The sequence below is a fragment of the Asaia sp. W19 genome (genome assembly GCF_003994335.1).
GTDB lineage: Bacteria > Pseudomonadota > Alphaproteobacteria > Acetobacterales > Acetobacteraceae > Asaia.
Map to the genome: position 1 here is coordinate 146,947 of NZ_PNQZ01000025.1, position 22,631 is coordinate 169,577.

Sequence of the window (22,631 nt, forward strand, 5' to 3'; positions counted from 1 at the left end):
GCCTAGTCTGGCGCTGACGCCAGACGCAGGGGCGTCGAGCCGGTGCCGGGGGCGATCAGCCAGGTTGCGGCCCGGCGTATCATGCCGCCCTGACCATCCTGCACGTCAACGGTAATCTCGATGCTCTCGGCGCGGTGTCCGCCTGGCCGCGCAGCAGGGAGGGGAGACCCGCCTGACCGGGTATAAGCGGCACGGATCACCGGATCAGCAAGCGGTGTATGGGGCGCTTCAGGCTGCGTGGCCGAAAGATGGGGACGCAGGCAGGCGAGAAGCGCGGGCGTCATACCAGAAACCAGGCCGAGTTCCCCGATCGTCTCGAATGCCGCGTGCGGGGGCTGATACGGCAGGCCAGCGGCGAGATAGGCGTTGCGCTCGCTCGCGGTAGTGGAGGAGGCAGGGCTGCGCCAGGCGATGATATTTGCGGCCAGGGACTCGGCGCGCGCAGCGTCGGCCCCGCACTGAGCGATCAGCGCCTGAAGAAGAGGGCGCTCGACGAGGGAGGGGTTGATCAACCCGGCCTCGGAACGGAGCCGGATCGTCAGGATCATCCCGTCTACGTTTTGCTGATGCGGCGCGTTATCTCCTGCCCAGTGTTGCCCGGACGAGGCCATGGCGTGGAACACCCCACTCCATAAGGCGCCTTCGGCGAGCGTCTGCATCTGGGTGGTCCGTCGCGCGAGGCGCATTTCGCGGAGCTCCGAGCCTGCTGCAGCGAGAATCATGGTCACCAGAAAGGCCAGCCCGGCGAGCGTCCAGAGCGTGATCAGCAGCGCAAAGCCGCGTTCATCGGCTTTGCGCGCTCCGGAGAAGGGGGGTGCGCTCACCGATCCAGATGGAGGGATTCGCGAATGCGCTTTTGCGGATCGCTGCTGCCCGTACCATGCATCGGGGTAAGTTCATCCGGCACATTGGCCGCGTTAGGGTGGGTGTCGCGCAGATCTTCCATCAGATTGACCGCGTCGCGCTGGTCGTGAATGACATGAGGCGTGATCAGGATCAGCAATTCGGTACGTTGTCGGTTGTTGTTCTGGGATCCCGCCAGGAAGCCAAGCACGGGAATATTCTTGAGCCAGGGTATGCCGCTATTGGCGCGGCTCGAATTCTCGGTAATCAGCCCGGCAAGCCCGACGGTCTGGCCGTCCTGCACCACCACGCGCGAGTTCACGGAGCGATCGTTAAAGGTCGGGTTTGCGGCACTGCTGGTATTGCTGGCGGCATTGGCACTGACCGAGCTGACCTCCTGCGAGACGTCGAGCGTCACCAGACCGCTCTGGCTCACATGAGGGGTGACCTCCATGATCACGCCGGTCGGCTGATAGGTAAACTGATTATAGACCGACGTGCCGATGGTGCTGGATTGCGAGCCGATCTGGACCGGTACGAGTTGCCCCACCTGCAGGCGCGCGGCCCTGTTATCCTGCACCATGAGCTGGGGCGAGGAGAGGACATGCACGGTCGTGACGTTCTGAAGCGCGTCGATGGCGAAGGGTGCGCCACCACCACTGGCCCCACCGATGATGAAGCCGGGCAGGGTATGGCTGAACGCCGCTGTGGCGAGAGTTCCTGCGGTGATGCTCTGGCTGTTATTGCTCAGCACCCCGTTGATGCCGCCTGATTTGAAAAAGAACTGTGTGCCGTATTGCAGCGCATCGTTCAGCTGGACCTCGGCGACCACCGCGTCGATCCGGACCTGGAGCGGCATGACGTCGATACGGCGCATCATCTGCTCGATATTGTCGCTTTCCTGATCGGTGCCGTAGACGAGTACGGCGTTGTGCTGCGCGTTTGAGAGAATGCGCAACGTATTGGTGTCGTGGCTGCCGCCCGTTCCGCTGCTGTCGAGCCCACCCAGAAGCGGGTTGTTGAGCGCGGGATTCTGCTGCGCGCCACCTCCCAAAGCCTGACCCGCGTTCTGGCCGCCATTTTGACCCGTCCCGGCGCCGAGGCCGGTCAGGCCCCCGGCCAGACCGCCACCGCCCAATCCTCCTGCACCGGTCGCGCCGCCGAGACCGCCCGTGCCGCCATTGCCACCACCCATGGCGCCATTCATGGCCCCAGTGAAACCCGTCTGAGTGTTCTGGCCGGACGTACTGCTGCCGGGCGGCAGGGCCGTCACGTTATCCGGGGTGAAAGCCTGTTGGAGGGTATAGGTGACGTCGTTCACGCTGGAATTCTGGACATAATAGATGTGCCAGCTTCTGATCGTGGCGCGTCGATGGCGCTCGATCAACGCGAAGAGCCTCTGTGCATCCTCGATATAGCGCGGTGCGCGCGCGACGACGAGCACGGCGTTCACACGTGCCAGAGGCAGGACCTGGACAAGCTGTGAAAGCGAATTTCCTGTGCCGTGCAGCGCCGATTGCAGGGCGCTCGCCATGTCCTTGGCATTGCCGGAGTCCACGGGAAGGAGCGCGTAGGATTGGGCGCTCAGCCAGTCTACGTCAAAGGCGCGTATCACCTCGATCAGCGCGTTGCGTGCCGAGGGATCGCCGCTGACCAGCAGGGCATTGCTGCTCTCGACCGGGGTGATCCGTGCGCCTCCCTGCACAAAGGGTGTGAGGGCGTGGGCGAGGGTGCTCGCCTGCGCATAGCGCAGGGGAATCATCGCTTCTCCCCCGACAGAAAGACTATCGGCCATCCCTGCTACGGCGCTCTGGGCGGCGCCCGGCGCCGCCTGGCTGGGTACGACGCGATAGAGTCCGTCCTGATGGATCAGCACGGCGTGAACCTGTGAGAGAAGAACCTGCAATGCGGGTAATATCTGGGCGTTGGTGAGGGGCTCACTCGTGCGCAGGGTCACCTGGCCCCGAACCGCCGGATCGATCGCATAATTCACATGCAGGATATCATTGAGTATCTGCGCCACGGCATCGCGTATGTCGGTATCGGCGAAATTCAGTGAAATCTGCCCTATGCCCGTTGTCTGGCCTGAAACGGCCAGTCTTGGCACGGCTTCGCGGCCGAGGCTGTAACGAGCGCCCTCCGATGCGGCAGTTGTCCCAAGCCGCCCCTCGGTCATATCGACAGGGTAGCCTGTCAGGGGCAGTTTCTCCGCCAGGGGCTTTGGTTTGCCCGGACCCTTGTCGCAACCGGAGAGCGCCAGACAGAGCGCGAGTGGTAATGCCGGACCGGACGCCAGACCGGATGGTAAAGCCGGACGAAGACACAGGCCTGGCGCCGTCAGGCGGGTGGCGGAGCGCAGCCATGTGAGGGAAGAGCGAAGCGCGGCGGCTCGGGGCACAAGGATCATTGAGGCATACCTGAGGGAACTTGATCGATCGGGGCAGGGTTGGGCGCGGCGGGGTCTGACGGCGGTGAGGGGAGAGGCGCAGGGCCGGGAGGAGGTGACTGAAGTGTGGACTGCCCCGAAGAGGGTTGATCCGGGACTACGGCATCCGGATTGGCCGGGGGGGCGAAGTCCAGCGTGGGAGTTGATCCGCCCCCGGAGGGAGGCGCGAATCTGTCTCCTGGAGACGGGCCGTTTCCTTCCCTGTCGCGGTCGGGGGCAAGAACTTTCTCGCCCTGCGCATCACGCACGCGCACCCGGCCTTTCTCGATACCGGTCACGTGCCAGGGGCCAATATGGCCCCCCAGAGGAACGACAATCCCGCGGTCATGGCCAGGAACCATGAAAATGGCGCGCAGCGGGCCCGTTCCTTCAATGATGCCCGACAGGCGAGGCACCCCGTCCAGCTTGTCATCGGAGGGTGCGGGGCGACGGCTGGGGCTGAAAAGGGGGCGCGCCAGGATCTGCGCACGCCAGGCCTGAGCGCGCTCGGCAGGGGATGCCGCAGTTCCTGGCGCGGGCATGGCGGTGCTTATGCTTGTGCTTGTGCTTGAGCTCGGCGGCTGCGCCAGTGCCTTGCCCGACAAAACCGGTGAGGTGCCTGTGAGGAGGGGGTGGACAATGCTACCCGTCAGCAAGGCCAGTGCCAGCCACCCGGCCTTTCCCTGCGGGTAGACGAAGCGCGTCATAATGCGTTCGCCTTGCCGGAGCGGAGCAGTGTATCACTGCGATAGGCATAGACATTCATCTCGCATGCCATGCGGTCGGTCGTGCCATCCTCGCTCTCCGCTGCATGAAGGTGCAGCGCATCGACGGCCATGGCCGGGGCCTCCGTCTCGAAGGCAGTCAGCACCTGGATGAGTGCGGCATAAGGGCCGGTGAGCGTGACATGCAGGCCGATCCGCCGGTAACGTCCCTCACTGAGCGGGGGAAGGGTTTCGCTGCTGCTTAATTCGACGGAAAACGCGGTAGAAAGATGTTGAAGCCGGTCCTGCAGATTGGCCCCCGCAATGGCATCGCTCCCCCCCGTGATAAGGCGGGATTCGCCGGTGGCACGACGCGCTGCGGTCTGACGCAGATGGGGGAGCGTCTCTTGCAAGCGGGTCATGCGGGCCAGTGTCTCGCGCTTCTGCGCTATATGTGCCGCGCGTCCGGCATAGAGCCCGATGAGGGGGCCGAGACACAGAAGCCAGACGAGCGCCAGGCCGCTCAGCAACAGTCCGATGGCCAGTACCTGCCCTCGCCGTCCTTCAGGGAGATCGCGGCTCAGCCGTTCCGTCAGCCGCAGGCTCATGGCGTGCGCCCCTTGACTGTGCCGATCTCGGCCCGGATCGAGAACAGGCTGGCTCCGCCCAAGCCTGCATGGGCGGTTCCCTGCGTTGAGAGCCGCGTGACCGGTGCCACGAAATCCGGATTGCGAAGAACCGGCGTGCGGCTGAGCGCCTGAATGAGGGCCGTTGGCTCGGTAGATTGTCCGCTGATCAGCACCTGTCCCTGCCTGAGACTCAGATCGGTCAGAAAGCTGGCGTCCGAGAGCGCGTCGGTGAGCGCTGCGAGCACGTCAAGCGGATCGCCCCAGCGCGCACGCGCATGGCGCATCAGGGCATCGCCTGCCTGTCGGTCCTCGATCTGCCGGCGCAAGGCGCTCGCCTCCAGTGCGGCCGGACGCAGCGCAGTAATGCTTGTATCGAGCGAGGCAAGGCGCGCGGACTGGGCCTGCAAGCCGAGCCCCATGACTGCGATGAGGACGCATAGGGCGCCCAGCGCGATCAGGCGCGGATTGCGTGCGCCCTTGTCCCGCCAGCTCGAGGCTTTCGATGCGAGCGGGATCTGCCGGGTACTGCCAGTTTCGGCGATGCTGTCGGGTGCCTGGCCCAGAGGGGCCAGGCGTGCAAGGACTGGAGTCACGATCTGGCGTGGCACGAGCGAAAGCAGCACCGTGATCTGCCCAAGCGCCACATCCCGACGCGTAATCTCATGTGTCCAGAGAACCATGTCCGGCGCGAAAGGGGTCAGACGATCCATTTCATAGCCAAGCGCGGCATCGAGCGCGCCCTGTGCGGCCAAAGGCAGGGTCACACTGCGCTGCATGATGCGTCTGCCTTGCAGGACGAGGATGCATCGTGCCCGGCGGCGCGTTCCTTTGAGCGCCGTGCGGCAGCGGGCCAGTATGTCGGAATCCTGATCTGTAGTTCCCTCCAGCATGCCGCAGAAGCGCGTCTCTCCCTGATCGAGCAATGCGAGTGCGAAGCCGGAAGGAATTTCACGGATCTCGAGGAGGGGGCGTGGCGGCAGGATGCGAAGCCGCCCCAACCCGTCCTTCAGGTGTTCAGGCACCAGAGACACAAGCTGTCGGCCCCACCAGTCGAGAAAGATGCGGCCCGTCATGCGCGCCGTTCCGCGCCGGTCACGGGCGCGGATCCAGCAGCGGGGCAACGACGATATCGGGCCAGTGCCGTGAATCGCCGGGTGGAAAAACCAGTCGAAGCTTCACCAGAGCGGGCAATCTGCTGCCGTACCATGTCGTGTTCCAGTGTCCGTCCGAATAATAGCTGCAGTCGAGGCGCGCCACGCCGTCGAGCAGGAGGCGCGTCTGCGGGGGAGGGGCTGGCTCGATCACGTGCCTGTGAGGTGTCCAGATCAGCACAAGCCGGTGGTCTTCAGCAACAGAGAGTCGCAAATCTGCCCGGCCATCAGGGCGATCATCCAGCGCCCGTGGCGCGGGGCCACGCAGCACAAGGCCATGGGCCTGCCCGACAAAGAGGGGACCGGCCTCCGTATTTCCCGGATCGGCATGCGCGAGGATCTGGCGCAACAGACGATCGAGTGACCCGAGATCGCCCTGCGCGGACAAGGCCATACGCTGGCGTTCGAAAACCCGTGTCGCCGCGTCGAAGCCCTGACGCAGAACCACAAGAAGCAGGGCGAAAACCGTGAGAGCGATCAGCATTTCAAGCAGGGTGAAGCCCTGCTCGGACTGGGGTCTCCGGCTCATGGCGTTTCAGCCTTGCCAAGACGCAGGCTGGTCAGCGTGATCGATCCTCGTCCTGAGGCGGTGAGCGGATCGGGCCAGGATTCCGTGACGGCAACATGATACAGCACCAGAGAGCCCGAGACTTCTCGCGGCGTCATTACGACATGCCAGGCAAAGCCGCTGCCATCCTCACCACTTTGGGCATAGCTGCCAGGTCGCATGCCATGGCCGATCGCCGCCATATGGGATTGTGCGCGTGAAAGCGCCTCATGTTCCGCATTGGCGCGATGGGTGGCCCCCACGCCATCCAGCATACCCTCGTAAAGCACCCCCAGCGAGAAGGCGACGATGATGAAGGCGATCAGGACCTCGATCAGGGTGAAGCCGGATTCGGCATCGGCGGGCGCACTCATCCGCCATGCGCCTCTACCGCGCCGGTCAGCCAGTTTACCCCGATGGTCATGCGATAGGGGCCGCTGAAGAGCGCGATCACAGACCCCCTCGCGCTTCCATCGGGGTAGAACACGAAGCGGCTGGGCGTGAGAGGGCTTATGCTGTCGAGCTTCAGAGCGTGGGCCGCCTGTCCCGAGATCTGATAAAGGCCTGCCTGCGGTGCGACGACAAACGCGACCTCCTGACCGCGATAGAGTGCGGCGGCATGGGCCTCGCGCATGGCAGAGGCGATTTCGCGCGCGGCGTTGCGCAGATCGAGGCGTGCCGAACGCGGCGGCCCCCTGCCGATAAGCAGGGCGGTGACAAAACCCATGATCACAAGCACCACGAGCATTTCAAGCAGGGTGAATCCTCTCTCCCCGCGACTGGGGTCGCCCTGCGCCCCTGATTGGATCGGAAGAACGTCGCGCTTACTGGGCAAGGTCGTTCAGGCTCAGCATGGCGAGCAGGAGCGAGGAGACGATACCGGCCACCATCAGCCCCATCACGATGGTAATGGCGGGCACCAGCACGGCCACGAGACGCTGTATGGCCAGGCGAGCCTGATCTTCGTGGATATCGGCGGCGCGCAGGGCCATGGGGCCGAGCTGGGCCGTTTCCTCCCCCAGTTGCAGCAGATGCACGAGGCGACGCGGAAACAGGCGGGATTCTTCCAGAGGTCGCGCCAGGCGCCCGCCCGACTTGACGCTTTCGGACGCTGCCGCAAGGGCGTCGAGCGCTGCCAGATTGCCAAGAGAGTCGCGTACAATCGCCAGAGCGCCGAGCAGGGGGACGCCATTGGTCAGCAATGTTCCCAGAATGCGTGCCAGGCGTGCGGCCAGAATTTCTGCCAGAAGCGGCCCCAGGCCAGGCAAGCGAAGCATCACCCCGTCCACGGCGCGCCTCGGCGTGGGCAAAGCGAGGACGCGCCGGGCGAGCACAACAGAGACCCCCACCGCCAGGAGCATGGCCCATCCATAATGGCCAATCAGGGCGCCCGACTGCACGAGCATCTGCGTCGAGCGCGGCAGGGCGACACCATTTTGAGCAAAGAGCGGCGTGAACTGGGGCAGGACTTTCGTGAGAAGCAGCGTCACGGAACCGATGGCCGTCAGGGTCAGGATCGCCGGATAGATCATCGCCGATTGCACCGTGGCGGCCAGGGCGCGCTCGCGTTCGAGCAGATCAGCCAGTCGCGCCATGGTTGGAGCCAGATCCCCCGTAGCTTCGGCTGCGCGAACCATGCCGAGATAGAGTTTCGGAAAACTGTCCGGATGAGCGCCCATGGCCTGATGCAAAGCGCGCCCATCCCGCACCTGATCCCGCACGGCCCCGAACAGCGCAGCGCTGCGCGTGCCGCCGCGCGTCGTCTGTGCTGTCTCGATCAGAAAGCGCAGGGCGCGATCGATATCCTGTCCCGCGCCGAGCATGACCGCGAGCTCGCGTGTGGCGGCAGCCAGTTCGTTGCGTTTGAGCCCGCGTCGCACGAGCGCGAGAGACGGGCCGGACAGGCCGCGCAACAGGCCGGGTCGGGCCGAGGGGCCAACGCGTATCGGGATATGACCGAGCCGGCGCAGAGCGGCTACGGCCTCGGCTTCGCTCGCCGCTTCGAGCGACCCCTTGATGAGCGCGCCTTGCGTATCGATGGCCTGATAGGCGTAGCGTGACACGAGGCCGCTCACAGCGTGGCGCGGACGCTGCGCGTCACGTCTTCGATCGTGGTTTCACCCGCCAGAGCCGCTCTGAGCCCTGCCGTGAAAAGCGGCACCATGCCCGCCTCGATCGCCGCGCGCTCGATGGCAAGGTGATCGGCACGCGCAAAGACGAGCTTCTCGATCGCCTCATCCGGCTCCAGCAATTCGGCGATGGCGAGCCGTCCCTGATATCCGGTCTGCCGGCACTGATCGCATCCTGTCGCATGGTGCAGCACCACAGGCGCGTCACCCGCCAGAGCGCGCAGATCGAGGCGATCGATCAGGGATTGTGGCGGCGTGTAGGGTGTCTTGCAGGCCGGGCAGAGCCTGCGCACCAGGCGCTGCGCTAGCACACCGCGCAGCACGGCGGTCATGAGATAGTCTTCGACACCCATGTCGCGCAGGCGGATGATCGCGGCGGAGGCCGAATTCGTATGCAGCGTGGACAGGACCAGATGCCCTGTCAGCGCGGCCTGCACGGCGATCTGCGCCGTTTCGCCATCACGGATTTCACCGACCATGATCACATCGGGGTCCTGACGCAGAATGGCGCGCAGGAGGCTGGCAAAGCTCAGCCCGATCTGGGGGCGGACCTGCACCTGATTGATCCCGGTGAGCTGATATTCGATCGGGTCCTCGATCGTGACCAGCTTGCGCGTGACCGCGTTGAGATCTGTCAGACCGGTATAGAGCGTGGTGGTCTTGCCTGAGCCGGTGGGTCCTGTGACCAGCACGATACCATTGGGCAGATCGAGCAATCGACGCAACCGCGCTACCAGATCGGGCGCGAGCCCGAGTGTGGTGTAGTCGAAGCGCACGCTCGACCGGTCGAGAATACGCAGGACCAGTGTCTCGCCATGCAGGGACGGAATGGTCGAGACACGAAAATCGATCTCATGGCCGCGCACGGCCAGCTTGATGCGCCCATCCTGTGGCAGGCGCCGCTCGGCAATATCAAGGCGCGCCATGATCTTGATGCGCGAGAGAATGGCCGGGATCAGTTGGGGCGAGAGGGTCTCGACCTCATGCAGTACGCCGTCATGACGATAGCGGATACGCAGCCTGTCCTCGAAGGGCTCGATATGGATATCAGAGGCCCGTCTCTCGACCGCGCGACCGATGATCTGATTGACCAGCCGGATAACGGGGGCCTCCGAGGCCAGATCCTTCAGCCGTTCGGCATCTTCTTCCAGAGGGGCCTCTTCGCCCTCCTGTTCCTGTGAGGCCGTGCTCTCCCGCGGGTAGAGGCGTTCCAGCGCCGCCTCGAGCTCGACCGGCAAGGCGACGAGCGCCACGACCTCGCGCCCCGTTGCCGCCTGAATGGCATCGGGGGTGAATTGATCGAGGGGGTCTCGCATGGCGAGTTGCAGCGTCGTCGCATCTGCCGACAAAGGAACGACATGGGCATCGCGCAGGAAACGCGCATTCAGCAGATCGGGGAGAACGGGATCGGCCGGGTAGAGGGTCGGGCTGACGCGTTCGACGCCTAGAAGCTCCGCATAGCTCTGGGCCATCAGCGCCTCGGATACGAGGCCGAGCTGCAGGAGGATCTGATCCAGCCTGCCATGATTCTGTTCGGCGGCGCGCGTTGCGCGCTCGATGCCACGCCTGTCGCAACGCCCTGTCTCGATGAGCAGGCGCTCCAGTGCGTCGAGAAGGGGAGGTGCCGAGGGGCCCTCCACTGGACTATTCACCGGGGCAGTCTCCGGGGTAGTCACCGGGGCATTCATCGGGGCCGTCGTGGGGTCAGCCAAAGGGCCAGCCGGCAGTCTGACAGAGCCACCCTCCCCAGAGCGCGAGAGCCAGACCGGGGCCGAAAGGAATTCTTTTCGAGGCGTTCAGGGATTGTCCTCTGACAAGGGCATTGAGCGCTGCTCCGGCCAAAGTTGCCAGCGCCGCAAAGAGTATGATTTCGGGCATGAGCATGGGGCCAAGCCACCCTCCTCCAGCGGCAAGCAGCTTGGCATCGCCTCCGCCCAGCCCGTCCCGGCCGCGCAGCCAGCGATAGAGCATGGCAATGGCGGCGAAAATCATCCAGGCGAGAAGCGCTGTCAGGGCATGGATGTGAAAAACCGCCTTGCCTTGCAACGCGGCGAGTATGAGGCCCACGGCCAGTAAGGGCTGGGTGAGGGTATCGGGCAGGGTCATGCTTCGGAAGTCGAGCGCTGCCAGCAGAAGCAGGACCCATCCGAATACACAGCCTTGAAGGATGGGTGACACAGGGGAGGCCACGAACCCGTGGGCGTGGACGGCCAGATCCGCACTTCCCGCCACCGCCAGGGCCCCGAATTCGATGATGGGGTGGAATGGATCGATGGAGGCTGCGCATTGACGGCATTTGCCCTTTTGCAGGGCATAGCTCACCAGAGGCACCAATTCCCGCGCGCTCAACACCGCGTTGCAGACCGGGCAACGCGATCTTGTGAACCAGGGTGACCGGCCCTCAGGCAGGCGCCATGCCAGAACCCCCATGAAAGAGCCGATTACGGGCGACACGACCAGAAGCGAGGCGGAAACGGGCGGGAAATGGATCATGACCGGGCTCAGGGGTTGCAGATCATGGCAGCGCGATCGGTGGTGACGTTCCTGGCTCCGCCGGAGCAGAGATCGTAATCATGGCCAGGGCGCTCCGAAGGGGCACTATAGATATAGGGGTGATGCCAGGGGTCCTTGGGGTCTGTCCCATCCTTGAGATAGGGGCCGTTCCAGTTTTCCGCGCCTTGTGGCCGTTCGATCAGGGCATGCAGCCCCTCTTCCGTGCTGGGATACCCCCCCATGTCCAACCGATAGAGATCGAGTACTTCGCCCAGACGCTGGATGGATTGATGGGCCACGGAATTACGCGCGCCTCCGAGCTGCCTGAGCGCGGCCGGGGCCACGAGCCCGATCAGGAGCCCGAGGATCGCGATGACCACCAGCAATTCGAGCAGGGTGAAGCCCGCTTCATCGACACTGTGTGCGAGGGGGCGCTCATGGTTCTGCTGGGGCATGGTTTTAGGCGTTCCGATCCCGGTTGATTGTGTTAGCGTATTGAAAAGGCGCATCAGAATCGATCCCGAAAAGAGATAAAGGAGGAAGGCGCATCATGGCAGTCGCCTATGCCAGCTGCATGATCTTCGTCGCGTCGCTTTATCATCTGCCGCCGCGCATCCTGCCCTCCATCCTCTCTGTCGAGCAGGGGCAGGTCGGGCTCGTGCATCACAATACCAACGGCACGGATGATCTGGGGCTCATGCAGGTGAATACGCGCTGGGTTGAACCGATTGCCCGCTTCACCCATGTGGCGCCCGAGGTGGTCTATCGCAATCTTCTGTCCCGGCCCTGCTACAATATCAGCGCGGCGGGCGCGATCATGCGTCTCTATCTGAACGAAACGCATGGGGATCTGATGCGCGCCATCGGTAATTACCATTCCCATACTCTCGCCCTCAATCTTGCTTATCAGCAGCGCGTTCTCGGGTCGGCACGGCGCCTGTTCGAGCCCCCGCATCCCGGCTGACGTTCTCAGGGGGCCAGTTCCGCCACGCGTAACCGATCGATCGTGATCGCCGCCCTGTCTGCGGAAAGGCTGAGCCCCGTGCTGTGACTGTCAGGGAAAACCAGATCGGTCATGCGCACCTCACCTCCATTGGCGAAGACCTCGACCGAGCTGCGGTCGATCGCGACGTGCAGGGTCAGAACGCCCCGTTGCGGGGCGATGTGAGCGATGTGCACGGGACTGAAATCGGGAGAGAAATCTGTTCGGCCCGAATGACTGCGATCCAGCGTCAGAAGCTGATTTCCGAAATCATAGCGGAGCGTCGTGCCTTCATGCCCGTCATCGGAACGGCGCAGAATCAGCTCCGCTACGCCCTCTTTTTCGCTGCGCAGCATCAGGCTGATATCCTGTACCCTCTGCTTCATGCCGATCTGCATCGTTTCGCCCGGGGCGATAACGCGGCTCGGAAAGGCGCGTGGCGCGTGGGACTGGACGAGGCGCGCATAGTCCGGCACCGGCGCCTGCAGCAGGACGGGCTGTCCTGCGCGGGTTTCGAGGCTCAGACAGACTGGCAGGGACATCTGGCCGCGCCACGGGAAGCTTGGCAGGCGGTCGGCATAAGCCCAGTTGTTCATCCAGCTGACAAGACAGCGCGCGCCGTCTTTTGTATTGGCCAGGCGAATGGCCGCGTAGTTATCGGCGCCATGATCAAGCCAGTGATAGGCGGAGGGGTCTGCGCCTCGCGGTGGCAGGTCATCAGCCGTGAAATGCGTTCCGTCGAAATGGCCGATGAAATATTGAACGCCTGAGCCCCCGGCGATGCTCCACGGATTGACACTGACGATCATGATCCAGCGCATGTCGCGGGTCCGGCCGTCCAAAGGCAGGGGAATGAGCACCGGCATTTCCCACAACATACCCGGCTTGCGATAACCATTGGGCTGGAAGTCGCTCAGAAAATCCCAATGGATCAGATCTTTCGAGCGATAGAGTTTTACGACCTGCGCATCGGCGACGACCGTCGTCATGACCCAGTACTGGCCAGGCGCGTACCAGATCACGGATGGATCGCGGAACTGTTTTGAGTCCGGGTTCAGGGTAAGGACGGGATTGCGGTCATGAGGCTCGAAATGCCCGCCCTGATCGCGGCTGATCGCCAGGGATTGGGCCTGCGTTCCATCCGGGTGGTTCGGGTCGCGGTTGAAAACAGTGGTGTAGAGCGCGAGCAGCGCCGGTTTGCCGGGAGTGCCCAGTCCGGACCGGTTGCGCTCATCGAGTACGACCGAACCCGAGAAGATATCGCGACCGGGGGAGGCGGGCAGCGCCACTTTCTGCTCCTGCCAATGCAACAGGTCGCGGCTTGTGGCGTGCCCCCATGAGGTATGACCCCAGACCATCCCCGCCGGATTATACTGGTAATAAAGATGCCAGAGCCCGTTGAGCAGGATGGGACCGTTCGGATCGTTCATCCAGTGCGCAGCCGGGCTGTAACGCAGGGCAGGGCGCCACTGTGCCGTCTCGGTTTGGGCAGCAGCAGGCGCGGCATGGGCGCCGGAGAAGGATCCGCTGCCAAGGCTGGAAAAGAAGGGAGCACAGGCGAGAAGAAGCGGAGGAACACGCCTCCTGAATCTTCGTGTCTTGGCAGAAGCTCGGATCGTATCGAGGAGGAGAAGAAAGCCGTTCACTCGGGGCTGCATCGTCACCTTCAGCATGGGCGTGGCGGTCTGATGTCATATGTCCCTGAGGGCCGCAATCCGGGCGGTTCAGGGCTCGTGTCCAGGGAACGCAAGCGGCCCGCCGGATAAGTCCGACGAACCGCTCTTGTCCCTGTGGTTGGTGTTGCCGCCGGCAACCAGCAAGGGTTACTGGCTGGTTTTCAGGAAGGACTGCATGCGGGCATTGGTATCGGCCCCGAATGCCGTTCTCTGGCTGATAAGATCCTGAATGAAACCAACGATGTTGATATCAGCGCGGTTCGCGGAGATATCGCCATAGCCGCCAAGTCCGTTATCCCCATAGCGCGTGTCCACGATGGAGGCATCGCCACGGATGCGGACTTTGACCGTTGGAGAGAGCGCGCCGCCACGACGCCCCTCGACCGTATCGATGAAGGATTCGACCAGGCCATCGGGCATCACGTAATGCGAGTAGGACTGGAAGGCGCGGGGGTTCTGGTTCGGGTTCGCGTCATAATCGGTGCCCGCTGCCTCATTCAGATCGGTCGGATTGCCGAGCATGAGACCACTGCCGTAATTCATGGGCTGGAAATCGCTGCGAATACCATTGCCCACGAAGCCATAGACGCCATCAGGTCCATCGACACCGGCCGCATAAGTCGTACGATGGCTGATGGTGAAGATGTAGTACTTGCCGTCCTTGATATACATCTGGGGACGTTCGGTCTGGTCGTTCACGCAATTGGCCGAGATGAGCGGGGGCAGGAATTTCCATTTGGAAAGGGAGGAATCCTGCGCCACGGCGAGGCCGATCGCGGCCTTCTGGTAATAGGCGCCGCTATCGAGAACCTGCTGCACCGTCTCTGCATGCGGGTCATTGGCACGATAGCCGAGATCTTCAGCCGTGCAATTGGCTACACCGCGCTGACCGGCCGTATTGCCCTCGAACACCATGTAGTTCACGCCAGGATGCTGCGGATCCTCGAAGGTGAACGGGTCACGGAAGTTGTAATAGGGGTTCTGCGCGCCATTCTGATAGAGCACGCCATCGGGGCGCAGCAGCGGGGTATGCTTCGTGAAGCCCGTGAACCACACGTGCGTGAAATCGGCGTGGATCTGGCCAAGGCTCTGAGTGATCACAGCCTGGGAGGGCGTGATGTCCTGACCTGAAGCGTCACGATTGAACGCCATATCCGTGTAGAACAGCGAGACCTGGTTGCTCGTCGGATCGAGCAGACGCATCGAGCCCGACCATTCTGCGGTGATCGTGTAGGTCGTGCCGGCGAAGACCTGCTCTTGTGCGCCTTCGGGGATCAGGTGACCGCCATAGATCCAGCCACCATTGACTGGACGCTGGCTCGCCGGGATACCTGCGCGACGATAGAAATAGCCGATGCGGGCATGGGTATGACGGTCGTCGAAGCCGTATCCCGCATTCTTGTCGGCGGTGAGACAGAAAATGACTTCCCAGCCATTATAGCTGAACTGATTGGCCTTCTTGTCGATGAGCGTCCACGTGTCCCAGACCCAGACATCGGGGTTGGTAGCCGGGAAATCCGCGGGAACATTCGGCATTACAAGCTGACCCGGCAGCGAGTTCTGGCCTGCTCCGACGGAGGTGTCCGAATGCGCTTTTATCTGCATGGCATCCGCACGCGTCCACTTTGCGGTGAAGCTGTCCTGAGGATCATAGGCCTGCTGGCTGTGAATCGTCGGGAGTGGGAAACCAGGCACGCCGTTGAGCGAACTCCCAGGGAAGATCCGTCCGCCATGGGGCATCATGCCCGGATGGGGCGATACGCGCAGGGATTCACGCAGTGCCTGCGGGCTGATCTGGGCGGACGCATTCTGTCCAGCAAAGGTTGCGACCACAGAACCGGCCAGCAACAGATTGAACACAGACTTTGTTCTGGATTTGTTCAGCATGTCACCCTCGATTGGTTAAGTCTCTCTGCCCAAGCGTTCTGCGACGTCGCAATCGAGGCAGGAATAATTTCCCACCGTGATTATGGGCCAAGGCCGATCATCGCTCGAGGACTTGATCACGAATCCGTTATGAGAGTCAATCGCACTTTAACGACAGTTTAATGGCAGAAAAGAGACGGCTTAAAGGCTCAAATCTGGCGCCCTGACACTACGATGGTATTTGGATGATATTATCTCTATTTACTTGGGGTAAGATAATATTTTTCATGAATATGAAGCGTATAAATTGTGACGATACGCCATCATTCCCGTTATAAAATGATACCCATCAAGATCTATGTAGGGATATGAACACCCCTCTCGGGAATTTTGCGAAGTGCGATGACAAAGGGAGGCGCTTTACCAGGGAAGTGCCGGGTTCCTCGATGCCTCAGGTCAATGGCGTTTCGACGCCATGGTCGATCGATTTCGCGAGTTTGATGAAGGCCCGGAGATAGGCGATGGCCTCATCATGTTCCCGATGGCCGAGGAAGATCTGCTTCGCAAGTCCATGTTCTCCGAGACGCACGGGATGAAGGGAAAACTGCTCTCGATGCTCCTCGACCAGCCAGCGCGGCAGCACGGCTACGCCGCGTCCATGAGCCACCATCAGCAGCATGATATCCGTGGTTTCGATCGGTCTGTGCGCTTGCGGCGTGATTCCGGCCGGGTGCAGGAACTGGGTGTAAATATCCAGACGCTCGATCGGTACGGGGTAGGTGATCAGAGTTTCGGATGCGATCTGTTCCGCAGAAACCCATTTCTGCCCACGCAGCGGGTGATCGGGCCCGACGACCAGTACCAGTTCGTAGTCGAATACAGGGGTGAAACGCAGCCCTTCCTCGTACAGGGGGTCCGGGGTGACGAGCAGATCGATATCATGCCCCAACAGCGCGCCCAGTCCGCCGAACTGGAATTTCTGACGCACATCCACATCGACATCGGGCCAGAGATCGAGATAGGGCGCCACCACTCGCAGGAGCCACTGATAGCAGGGATGGCACTCCATACCGATACGCAGCTTGCCACGTGCGCCAAGGGCGACCTGCCTGATACGCTCTTCAGCCAGAGTAAATTGCGGCAGAACGCGTCGGGCAAGCGTCAGGAGCGCCGTTCCCGCAGGTGTGAGGACCAGCTTTCTGCCTTCACGTCGCCAGATCTCCACCCCGAGCGCGCGCTCCAGCTTGCGAATGGCGTGACTCAGGGCGGGTTGGGTGAGGTTCAGCCGCGCGGCCGCCTTCGTGAGCGAACCCTCGCGCGCCACTTCATCAATGATCTTCAGGTGATCGCGATCAAGCTGGCTCATAAATGGTCCTGACATAAGAGATTTTCATGCTGAGCCAGCAGGATATCAGCAATGTTCATGGAAGCAATCTCGTCATTGGCTGCATCCTGGACGCAGGGCGCAGTATGGCCGGGCGCAGTATGGCCGGGCGCAGTATGATTGAGAGCGCAAGAGGGTGGACGTTATCTCCGCCGGTCACGATCGTGTGGGGAGCTTGTCGGATCACGCGGGCACCTGCATGCGAGATCGAGGATCGCAGGGGATGATCCATGAGGGGGATGGGCAGCTTGAGATAACCTTCCAATCGGTCCTGCAGACCTGTTCCCGCCCGGTAGGGTTGACCGGGCGGGTGACAGTCATGGATCAAGCCTGCGCGACTCTGATGCCCGGCGCGTCGGCAGCGATGATCGCATGATCGTCTGTGTCATCATCGAGCAGATAAGGCCCGCAAGCAGCAACCTCGATACTCAGGATTCCCATGCTATCCGGGTCACGCCTGCCGAGCGCGAGCTGTCCAGCACCTGTGGTCCAGCGCAGGGAGGATTCATCGGCCGCGTACCATCCCTCCTGCGGGAGAGACTGGAGATGGGATGAAATCTGCTTCTGGCTCGCGGCGTCGAACAGGGAGATTTCTCCGATCAGAAGTCCCAGCATGCGTCTGTCATCACAGAATGGACCGATCGTATCGCTCGGCCTTGATGCCCGCGAGCAAAGGGTCAGTCGCTCTACGCCCGCAGGTACTCGGAAGACGTGTCGGCGTTCAATGACCCGCATTGCCTCGATCTTCTCGCCCGAAGGGGTGAGCAGATGAAATGCGGGGTCATCGGTCATGGGAGGCAGAGAGGTCGGCGGTTCACCGTCCCGGCCCAGGATCTGCCGATATATTGGCTCGACAAACGCCCGGGACGTCTCGATCGGGGCGGCAGCGTCAAGCGCCCAGCTTTTCGGACGGAAAACGTCGCCAACGCGGATGACATTTCCCTCCCGGCGGTAGGCAGCCTGGTGGAAACTCGCGCGATTGCCGGTGTCGAGATAGCTCTCTGTCAGCAGACCATTGGCCGAGATCACCGCGTGTTCTTCGGTCTCGATATGGAAATACTCGAACTCCGCGATGGAGGTGTCATAAAAGATCGTCCGCCCATTCACGAGCATCCGGACGGGTACGAAACAGCCATTGAGAAAGAGACAGTGCTCGGCCGTGATGAGCAGATCCTGATTGGGAACGTTTTCCGCAATGGCATCCTTGCGGATACGTACCGGATATCCTGCCATATCGGGCTTGCATTCGTGACTCACGCGATGATGGCGTGAGCCGATCCAGCTCAGCGAGGCCACACCCTGCACCCCGTCACGCCAGACATGCACCAGATCGCCGACACTCAGTGTCTCCACCGCTGCCGGGCCATTCGGGGTGCTGATCAGCGATCCGGCCAGGAAGCAGACGAGAAGCAGATATCCCGAACCGCTCGGCTCTTCGATGAAGGCGCCGCCTTGCCCGTTATAGTCGCTATTGGCCAGTGTGACCGTGGCGACGGCCTTGCCAGCGCTGAGGACGGTCAGCGTGTTGCCCACGACCGTAGTGCTGTAGGCGTCGTTGCCCGCCGTCAACTCGGGGAAATAGAGATAGCTGCCCGATTGGAGAGAGGCGTTCATGACGCGGGTGAGGGTTTCATTGGAGAGTGAGCCATCAACGACCAGCGTCCCGCCGGACTGGACCGTCACTCTGCTGAGGGTGGTGCCGCTCGCGACCGCACTGCCGCCCGCTGAAACGATGACATCGCCCAGAAGCTTCCCTGCCGAAGAGGCGATGGTCACATTTGTGGCGATCCCCCCGGAGGAGACATAGACATTCCCACCTGAGAGGGTGAGGTTGGAGAGTACGTTGCCGCCCTGCGGGCGCAGCATGGCGATCGCACTGCCACCCTGGAGAACGGTAACGACTCCTCCCGGATTGGCGAGGCTGTTGATGATCGTGCCCCCGGCGCTGACATTGACGACACCGCCGCTATTGATGGCCCAGTCGACGGCCACGCCGCCATTGATATTGGCACTTCCGCTGGCATCGACCAGCGCGCCATACGCCGTCCCCCCATTGACGTTGAGTTCACCCTGCGCTCCGACATAGCTGCTCGTCGCAGACCCGCCCATGACAACCTGAATGCCGTAGCGACCGATCTGCGTAGCGTTGGCCATACCTCCGGCCAGAACATTCTCGACACCGCAAGTATTGGTATCTGAGCCGGTCAGGACCGTTTTCGAGGTTGTGCCTCCTGCTGCAACATTCAGGATCGCGGCTTTGCCTGACACCGTGGCATTCTGGATGACACTCCCCGAACTGGTGAAGACCGTCACACTGGTCGTGATCGCGATGTTCGAGGTCACGTTGCCCGAGCCGACGAGGCTGGCACTCGCTCCCTGAAGGAAGGTGACATTTGCCAGATCAGTCGAATGGGTGGTCGAGAGTGTCGCCCCCGCGCTGAAGGTTGCGCTCGCACCGGGGGCGACAGTGATGTCGGTTACTGTGCCGCCCTTGGAGACATAGAGGGCACCCGCATTACCGCCAGACGTGCCGCTGATCGTTAAATTGGAGGCAGCCCCCCCGTTGAGGATAACGGCTGACCCTCCGTGATCCAGCGTGAGGCCTGATGCGATACCCCCATTGCTGACGGTCTCCACCCCGCCGTTACGCACGATCGTGCCGATCGACTTGCCCCCGGCCAGCAGGATTTCCTGACCATAGCTGTCAATGATATTGCCGTTGGCAACGGCGCCGTTAGAGAGGGTGATGGTTCCGATGCCATCGGGTTGCAGAAAGCCTCCGGCGGAGCCGGTAGCCGTGACTCCCGAGAGAACGCCTCCCGATCCGGCAGTGATCGAAGCCGCCAATCCGGATACGACGCCACCCGACATCAGACCGCCTGCGGCAATCGTGACATTGGCGCTGGTCGTGACCGTCGTATTGAGCGCGGTCCCGCCCGAAGACAGGGTCTGGACGCCGCCTGAAGAGACCACCGTATCGCGCGCAACACCTGGACCGGTCACTTCCTGCCTGCCACCGGCAAGAAGCGTCATCGATTGCGTAATACCGCTATTGGTAATGACGGTGCCGCTGCCACTGGCGCTGGCAAAAGCGCCAGTATCGACGATGGGGTTGTAGGCGGCGCCTCCGCTGATACCCAATGTGCCCCCTGCCTGTACATGGGCCGCATCGAGCGTCCCTCCGGTCTGCTGGATCGTGCCGCCCGAAAGGATCGTTGCAGATGTGGTAATCCCGCCCGCAAGGGAAAACCTGCCTCCATTGCCGATGACCGGCAGAACGGCAGAGGCCCCGGCGGCCACGATTGCGGATCCGTTGGCGATCAGGGTCGTAGCCGAGGCGATGCCCCCGGACGACACCATCATCAGGCCGCCATTCTGAACGCGATCCTCAATGGTCGTGCCTCCGGCGCGGACATTGATCTGCCCATAGCCATTGACGATGTTGTCTCTCGCGACAGCACCATTGGACACGTTGAGCGTCCCGACACCGACAGGTGTCAGGCCGAAGGCGGAGGTTCCGCTCAGGGTCAACCCTACGGCGCTTCCGCCAGACTGAAGCGTGACGACGGCATTCATTCCGGAGACGAGGCCACCCGAAACCACACCATTCAGGCTGACCGTTACTGTTGCGCTCGAATTGACTGTGTTCCCAAGCGCGGTTCCGCCAGAAAGAACAGCCTGGGCGCCGCCGGAAGAGAGCACCGTGTTGAGTGCCACGGCCGCATTCGTAATCTGAGCCGAGCCGCCGGCTGCAAGAGCGACACCCTGTATTGCAATGCCGTCCGCTATGAGGGTGCCGGAGCCTGTCACGCTCGTGGTCGCACCGGAAGCGACGTTCGGGTTGTAGTTTGTGCCGCCCGTGATGTTCAACGCGCCCAGGGTCTCGATCCTGGCTCCGCTGACGAGGCCACCCGACTGGTTCAGTGCGCCGCCTGCATGGATGGTATCATCCAGGCTTGTGGCGCCCGTCTCCACGTTGAGCGTTCCAGTGATCTGGTTTTCCCGGCTCGCGCCCCCCGAGCCGATCGCGGCGCTGGCATTCGCCATGATTTCGGTCTGAGCGAGCGTGCCGCCCGTGGTGACCACTGCCGTGCCGCCTGACAGGATGGTATTGCCGGTAGCCAGTCCGGCATTCGCGACGAGGAGCGATCCTCCTGACGCTATGGTGACATTGAGGCTCGTCCCGGCAGAAGTGACCTCGGTCGAACCCGAGGCGATTGTCGCCATGCCTCCCGGAGCGACCTGAGTGTTGACGGCGGTGCCGCCCGAATAGACAGGAATAACGAGATTGACGCCCCAGGCGCCATTGACGGACAGGGTTCCGGCGCTTGCGATCTGGGTGTTCGACACGGCGCCACCCGATACACGGATGACATCGCCGGCCCCGGCCGAGAGATTGCTGGAGCTCTTGCCGAACCCCACGGTTGTACTGGTCATGCCTACCTCTTGATTTTTTAATTTTTATTCTTGTTTTTCAGGTGAAGGGCGGAGTTCAGAACCTTGATCACATGACCGGGCGTGATGAGCCGCGTGCACTCGAATTGCCTTTCGGTGTTCTTGTGACGGGGGCACCAGAGAAAATCATGGTGATCGAATTTCTCGCTGGCGTCGTTCCAGCAAGAATTGCATGAGTGCCAGTTGATCACCCGGAATTCGGTGTCGAATTCATTCGTCGGGTGAGTAAAACCGGAAATCATGACAACTGGCGTACGGCTCGCCCAGGCGAGCCAGGAAAGTCCGGAAGAGAGGCCGACAAAGGCGCTTGCATGGCGCAGCCAGCGCACGCGCTCACTCAGAGGCCGATCACCTGTCTGATCTTCGGCGCCATGGGGGATGCGGTTCCACATGATGCCGGCACCGTAATAGGGCGACTTGTCGATGCAGATGACCCGATAACCCTGCGCGCGTGCCCAGACGACCAGAGACAGCCATCCCTCGGGGTTGTTCCAGTATTTGCATTGCGTGCTCGCCTGGGTCGCGATGCAGATATAAGGTTCTCCGATCGGCGGTGTATCTGTTTCGGGAGAGCAGACAATCGGCCGTGTTTCCGCAGTCGGGACGCCAAGGATATAGGCAGCCGTCTTGTGAAGGCCGACATGGCGGAAATCAGTGGGCTGATTCAGATATTCGGGGTCATCGAAGAAAAGCCCCAGGGAATAGCTTGCATAGGCATCGTCCATGATGGCGCAGGCGCGCGCGTCACTCGCGGTCAGAAACCGGATTTCGGGATAATTCCCTGCTAGAAGCGCGATGAGTGCGGCATCCATGATGCACACAAGAGTCGCACCATGGATCTCGCCGAAGCGCGCAGCATAGGGAAACCAGGCCAGCGCATCCCCCAGCGTACTGACCGGCATCTGGATAACCACGATTTTCCCGGCGCAGTCATAGGCATGGCTGAGCACTTCCGATCTGATGCCGGTCTCATCCGTTTCCTCGACGAGAATATGGAAGCGGTTGAAATAGCGCTTTGACGAAGTGATGAAGCTGCCGCAGGAGCAATGGGAAAAGAGGATATTGCCGCTATCGAGATCGCTCAGTGTCAGGCACCATTCCCCGGTGCCGCGCGTGGGCAGACTGATGCGGGCGCCTGCATTGAAATCGAAACGTATGCCCGAGCTATGGGCAAGGGTGGGCAGGGTTGAAGGGGGCAGATACCCGCCATGCGGGGGCAGCTCGGGCGCTGCCTGACGTTCGATAACCTGTTCATCTGTGCCCATGACTCGCTGTTCGTCCGGATGGTGCTTCTATTCGCCCTGCCGTGCCCTGCGTTTTCTGCCCTATGGGGATGATCGCGATGGC

18 protein-coding genes are annotated in these 22,631 nt (G+C 62.2%); 1 reads left to right on the forward strand and 17 read right to left on the reverse strand.

Annotation, left to right across the window (positions count from 1 at the left end):
- Window positions 1-2: 2 nt before the first annotated feature.
- The 12 genes from C0V97_RS06530 to gspG are packed head-to-tail and all read right to left on the reverse strand — an operon-like array spanning window position 3 to window position 11,376.
- On the reverse strand, window positions 3-824 hold the full coding sequence (locus C0V97_RS06530; RefSeq protein WP_127101821.1) for a general secretion pathway protein GspK: 822 nt from the start codon (window positions 822-824) through the stop codon (window positions 3-5).
- Complete coding sequence (gspD, locus tag C0V97_RS06535; RefSeq protein WP_199751684.1) at window positions 821-3,250, reverse strand: type II secretion system secretin GspD; 2,430 nt, start codon at window positions 3,248-3,250, stop codon at window positions 821-823. The genes C0V97_RS06530 and gspD overlap by 4 nt, the downstream gene beginning before the upstream one ends.
- Window positions 3,247-3,975 (reverse strand): hypothetical protein, encoded by a 729-nt coding sequence (locus C0V97_RS06540; protein WP_127101822.1) that lies wholly within the window; start codon window positions 3,973-3,975, stop codon window positions 3,247-3,249. The genes gspD and C0V97_RS06540 overlap by 4 nt, the downstream gene beginning before the upstream one ends.
- Window positions 3,972-4,580 carry a type II secretion system protein GspM gene (gene gspM / locus C0V97_RS06545; RefSeq protein WP_127101823.1) on the reverse strand — a complete coding sequence of 203 codons (609 nt, stop codon included), beginning with the start codon at window positions 4,578-4,580 and terminating at the stop codon, window positions 3,972-3,974. The genes C0V97_RS06540 and gspM overlap by 4 nt, the downstream gene beginning before the upstream one ends.
- Window positions 4,577-5,674 (reverse strand): PilN domain-containing protein, encoded by a 1,098-nt coding sequence (locus C0V97_RS06550; protein ID WP_127101824.1) that lies wholly within the window; start codon window positions 5,672-5,674, stop codon window positions 4,577-4,579. The genes gspM and C0V97_RS06550 overlap by 4 nt, the downstream gene beginning before the upstream one ends.
- 19 nt (window positions 5,675-5,693) lie before the next feature.
- Window positions 5,694-6,281, reverse strand: coding sequence for a prepilin-type N-terminal cleavage/methylation domain-containing protein (locus C0V97_RS06555; protein WP_127101825.1), 588 nt, complete (start codon window positions 6,279-6,281; stop codon window positions 5,694-5,696).
- Entirely contained in the window at window positions 6,278-6,673 is a 396-nt protein-coding gene (locus tag C0V97_RS06560) for a type II secretion system protein J (RefSeq protein WP_127101826.1), read from the reverse strand. Before C0V97_RS06560 ends, C0V97_RS06555 begins: the two co-directional genes overlap by 4 nt.
- Complete coding sequence (locus C0V97_RS06565) at window positions 6,670-7,134, reverse strand: prepilin-type N-terminal cleavage/methylation domain-containing protein (RefSeq protein WP_127101827.1); 465 nt, start codon at window positions 7,132-7,134, stop codon at window positions 6,670-6,672. Before C0V97_RS06565 ends, C0V97_RS06560 begins: the two co-directional genes overlap by 4 nt.
- Window positions 7,124-8,362, reverse strand: coding sequence for a type II secretion system F family protein (locus C0V97_RS06570; protein ID WP_127101828.1), 1,239 nt, complete (start codon window positions 8,360-8,362; stop codon window positions 7,124-7,126). Before C0V97_RS06570 ends, C0V97_RS06565 begins: the two co-directional genes overlap by 11 nt.
- Before the next feature lie 8 nt (window positions 8,363-8,370).
- Window positions 8,371-10,080, reverse strand: coding sequence for a GspE/PulE family protein (locus C0V97_RS06575; protein ID WP_233582014.1), 1,710 nt, complete (start codon window positions 10,078-10,080; stop codon window positions 8,371-8,373).
- A gap of 52 nt (window positions 10,081-10,132) precedes the next feature.
- Window positions 10,133-10,921, reverse strand: a complete 789-nt coding sequence (locus C0V97_RS06580) for an A24 family peptidase (RefSeq protein ID WP_127101829.1) — start codon at window positions 10,919-10,921, stop codon at window positions 10,133-10,135.
- An 8-nt stretch (window positions 10,922-10,929) separates the two neighbouring features.
- Window positions 10,930-11,376 (reverse strand): type II secretion system major pseudopilin GspG, encoded by a 447-nt coding sequence (gene gspG, locus C0V97_RS06585; protein WP_127101830.1) that lies wholly within the window; start codon window positions 11,374-11,376, stop codon window positions 10,930-10,932.
- A 95-nt stretch (window positions 11,377-11,471) separates the two neighbouring features.
- On the opposite strand from gspG, the gene C0V97_RS06590 reads away from it, so the two are divergent.
- A complete protein-coding gene (locus C0V97_RS06590; RefSeq protein WP_127101831.1) occupies window positions 11,472-11,885 on the forward strand; it encodes a lytic transglycosylase domain-containing protein in 414 nt (137 codons plus the stop codon).
- A gap of 5 nt (window positions 11,886-11,890) precedes the next feature.
- Here the strand turns inward: C0V97_RS06590 and C0V97_RS06595 are convergent, their stop codons facing one another.
- From C0V97_RS06595 to C0V97_RS06615, 5 genes are all read right to left on the reverse strand, one after another.
- Window positions 11,891-13,576, reverse strand: a complete 1,686-nt coding sequence (locus tag C0V97_RS06595) for a glycoside hydrolase family 32 protein (protein ID WP_127101832.1) — start codon at window positions 13,574-13,576, stop codon at window positions 11,891-11,893.
- Window positions 13,577-13,726: 150 nt separating this feature from the next.
- Window positions 13,727-15,466, reverse strand: coding sequence for a glycoside hydrolase family 68 protein (locus C0V97_RS06600; protein WP_127101833.1), 1,740 nt, complete (start codon window positions 15,464-15,466; stop codon window positions 13,727-13,729).
- 430 nt (window positions 15,467-15,896) lie between these two features.
- Window positions 15,897-16,811: a LysR family transcriptional regulator gene (locus C0V97_RS06605; protein WP_127101834.1), complete on the reverse strand. Its 915-nt coding sequence runs from the start codon at window positions 16,809-16,811 to the stop codon at window positions 15,897-15,899.
- A 342-nt stretch (window positions 16,812-17,153) separates the two neighbouring features.
- Window positions 17,154-21,266: a Hint domain-containing protein gene (locus tag C0V97_RS06610; protein ID WP_127101835.1), complete on the reverse strand. Its 4,113-nt coding sequence runs from the start codon at window positions 21,264-21,266 to the stop codon at window positions 17,154-17,156.
- 17 nt (window positions 21,267-21,283) lie between these two features.
- A complete protein-coding gene (locus C0V97_RS06615) occupies window positions 21,284-22,549 on the reverse strand; it encodes an autotransporter strand-loop-strand O-heptosyltransferase (protein WP_127101836.1) in 1,266 nt (421 codons plus the stop codon).
- Window positions 22,550-22,631 lie beyond the last annotated feature (82 nt).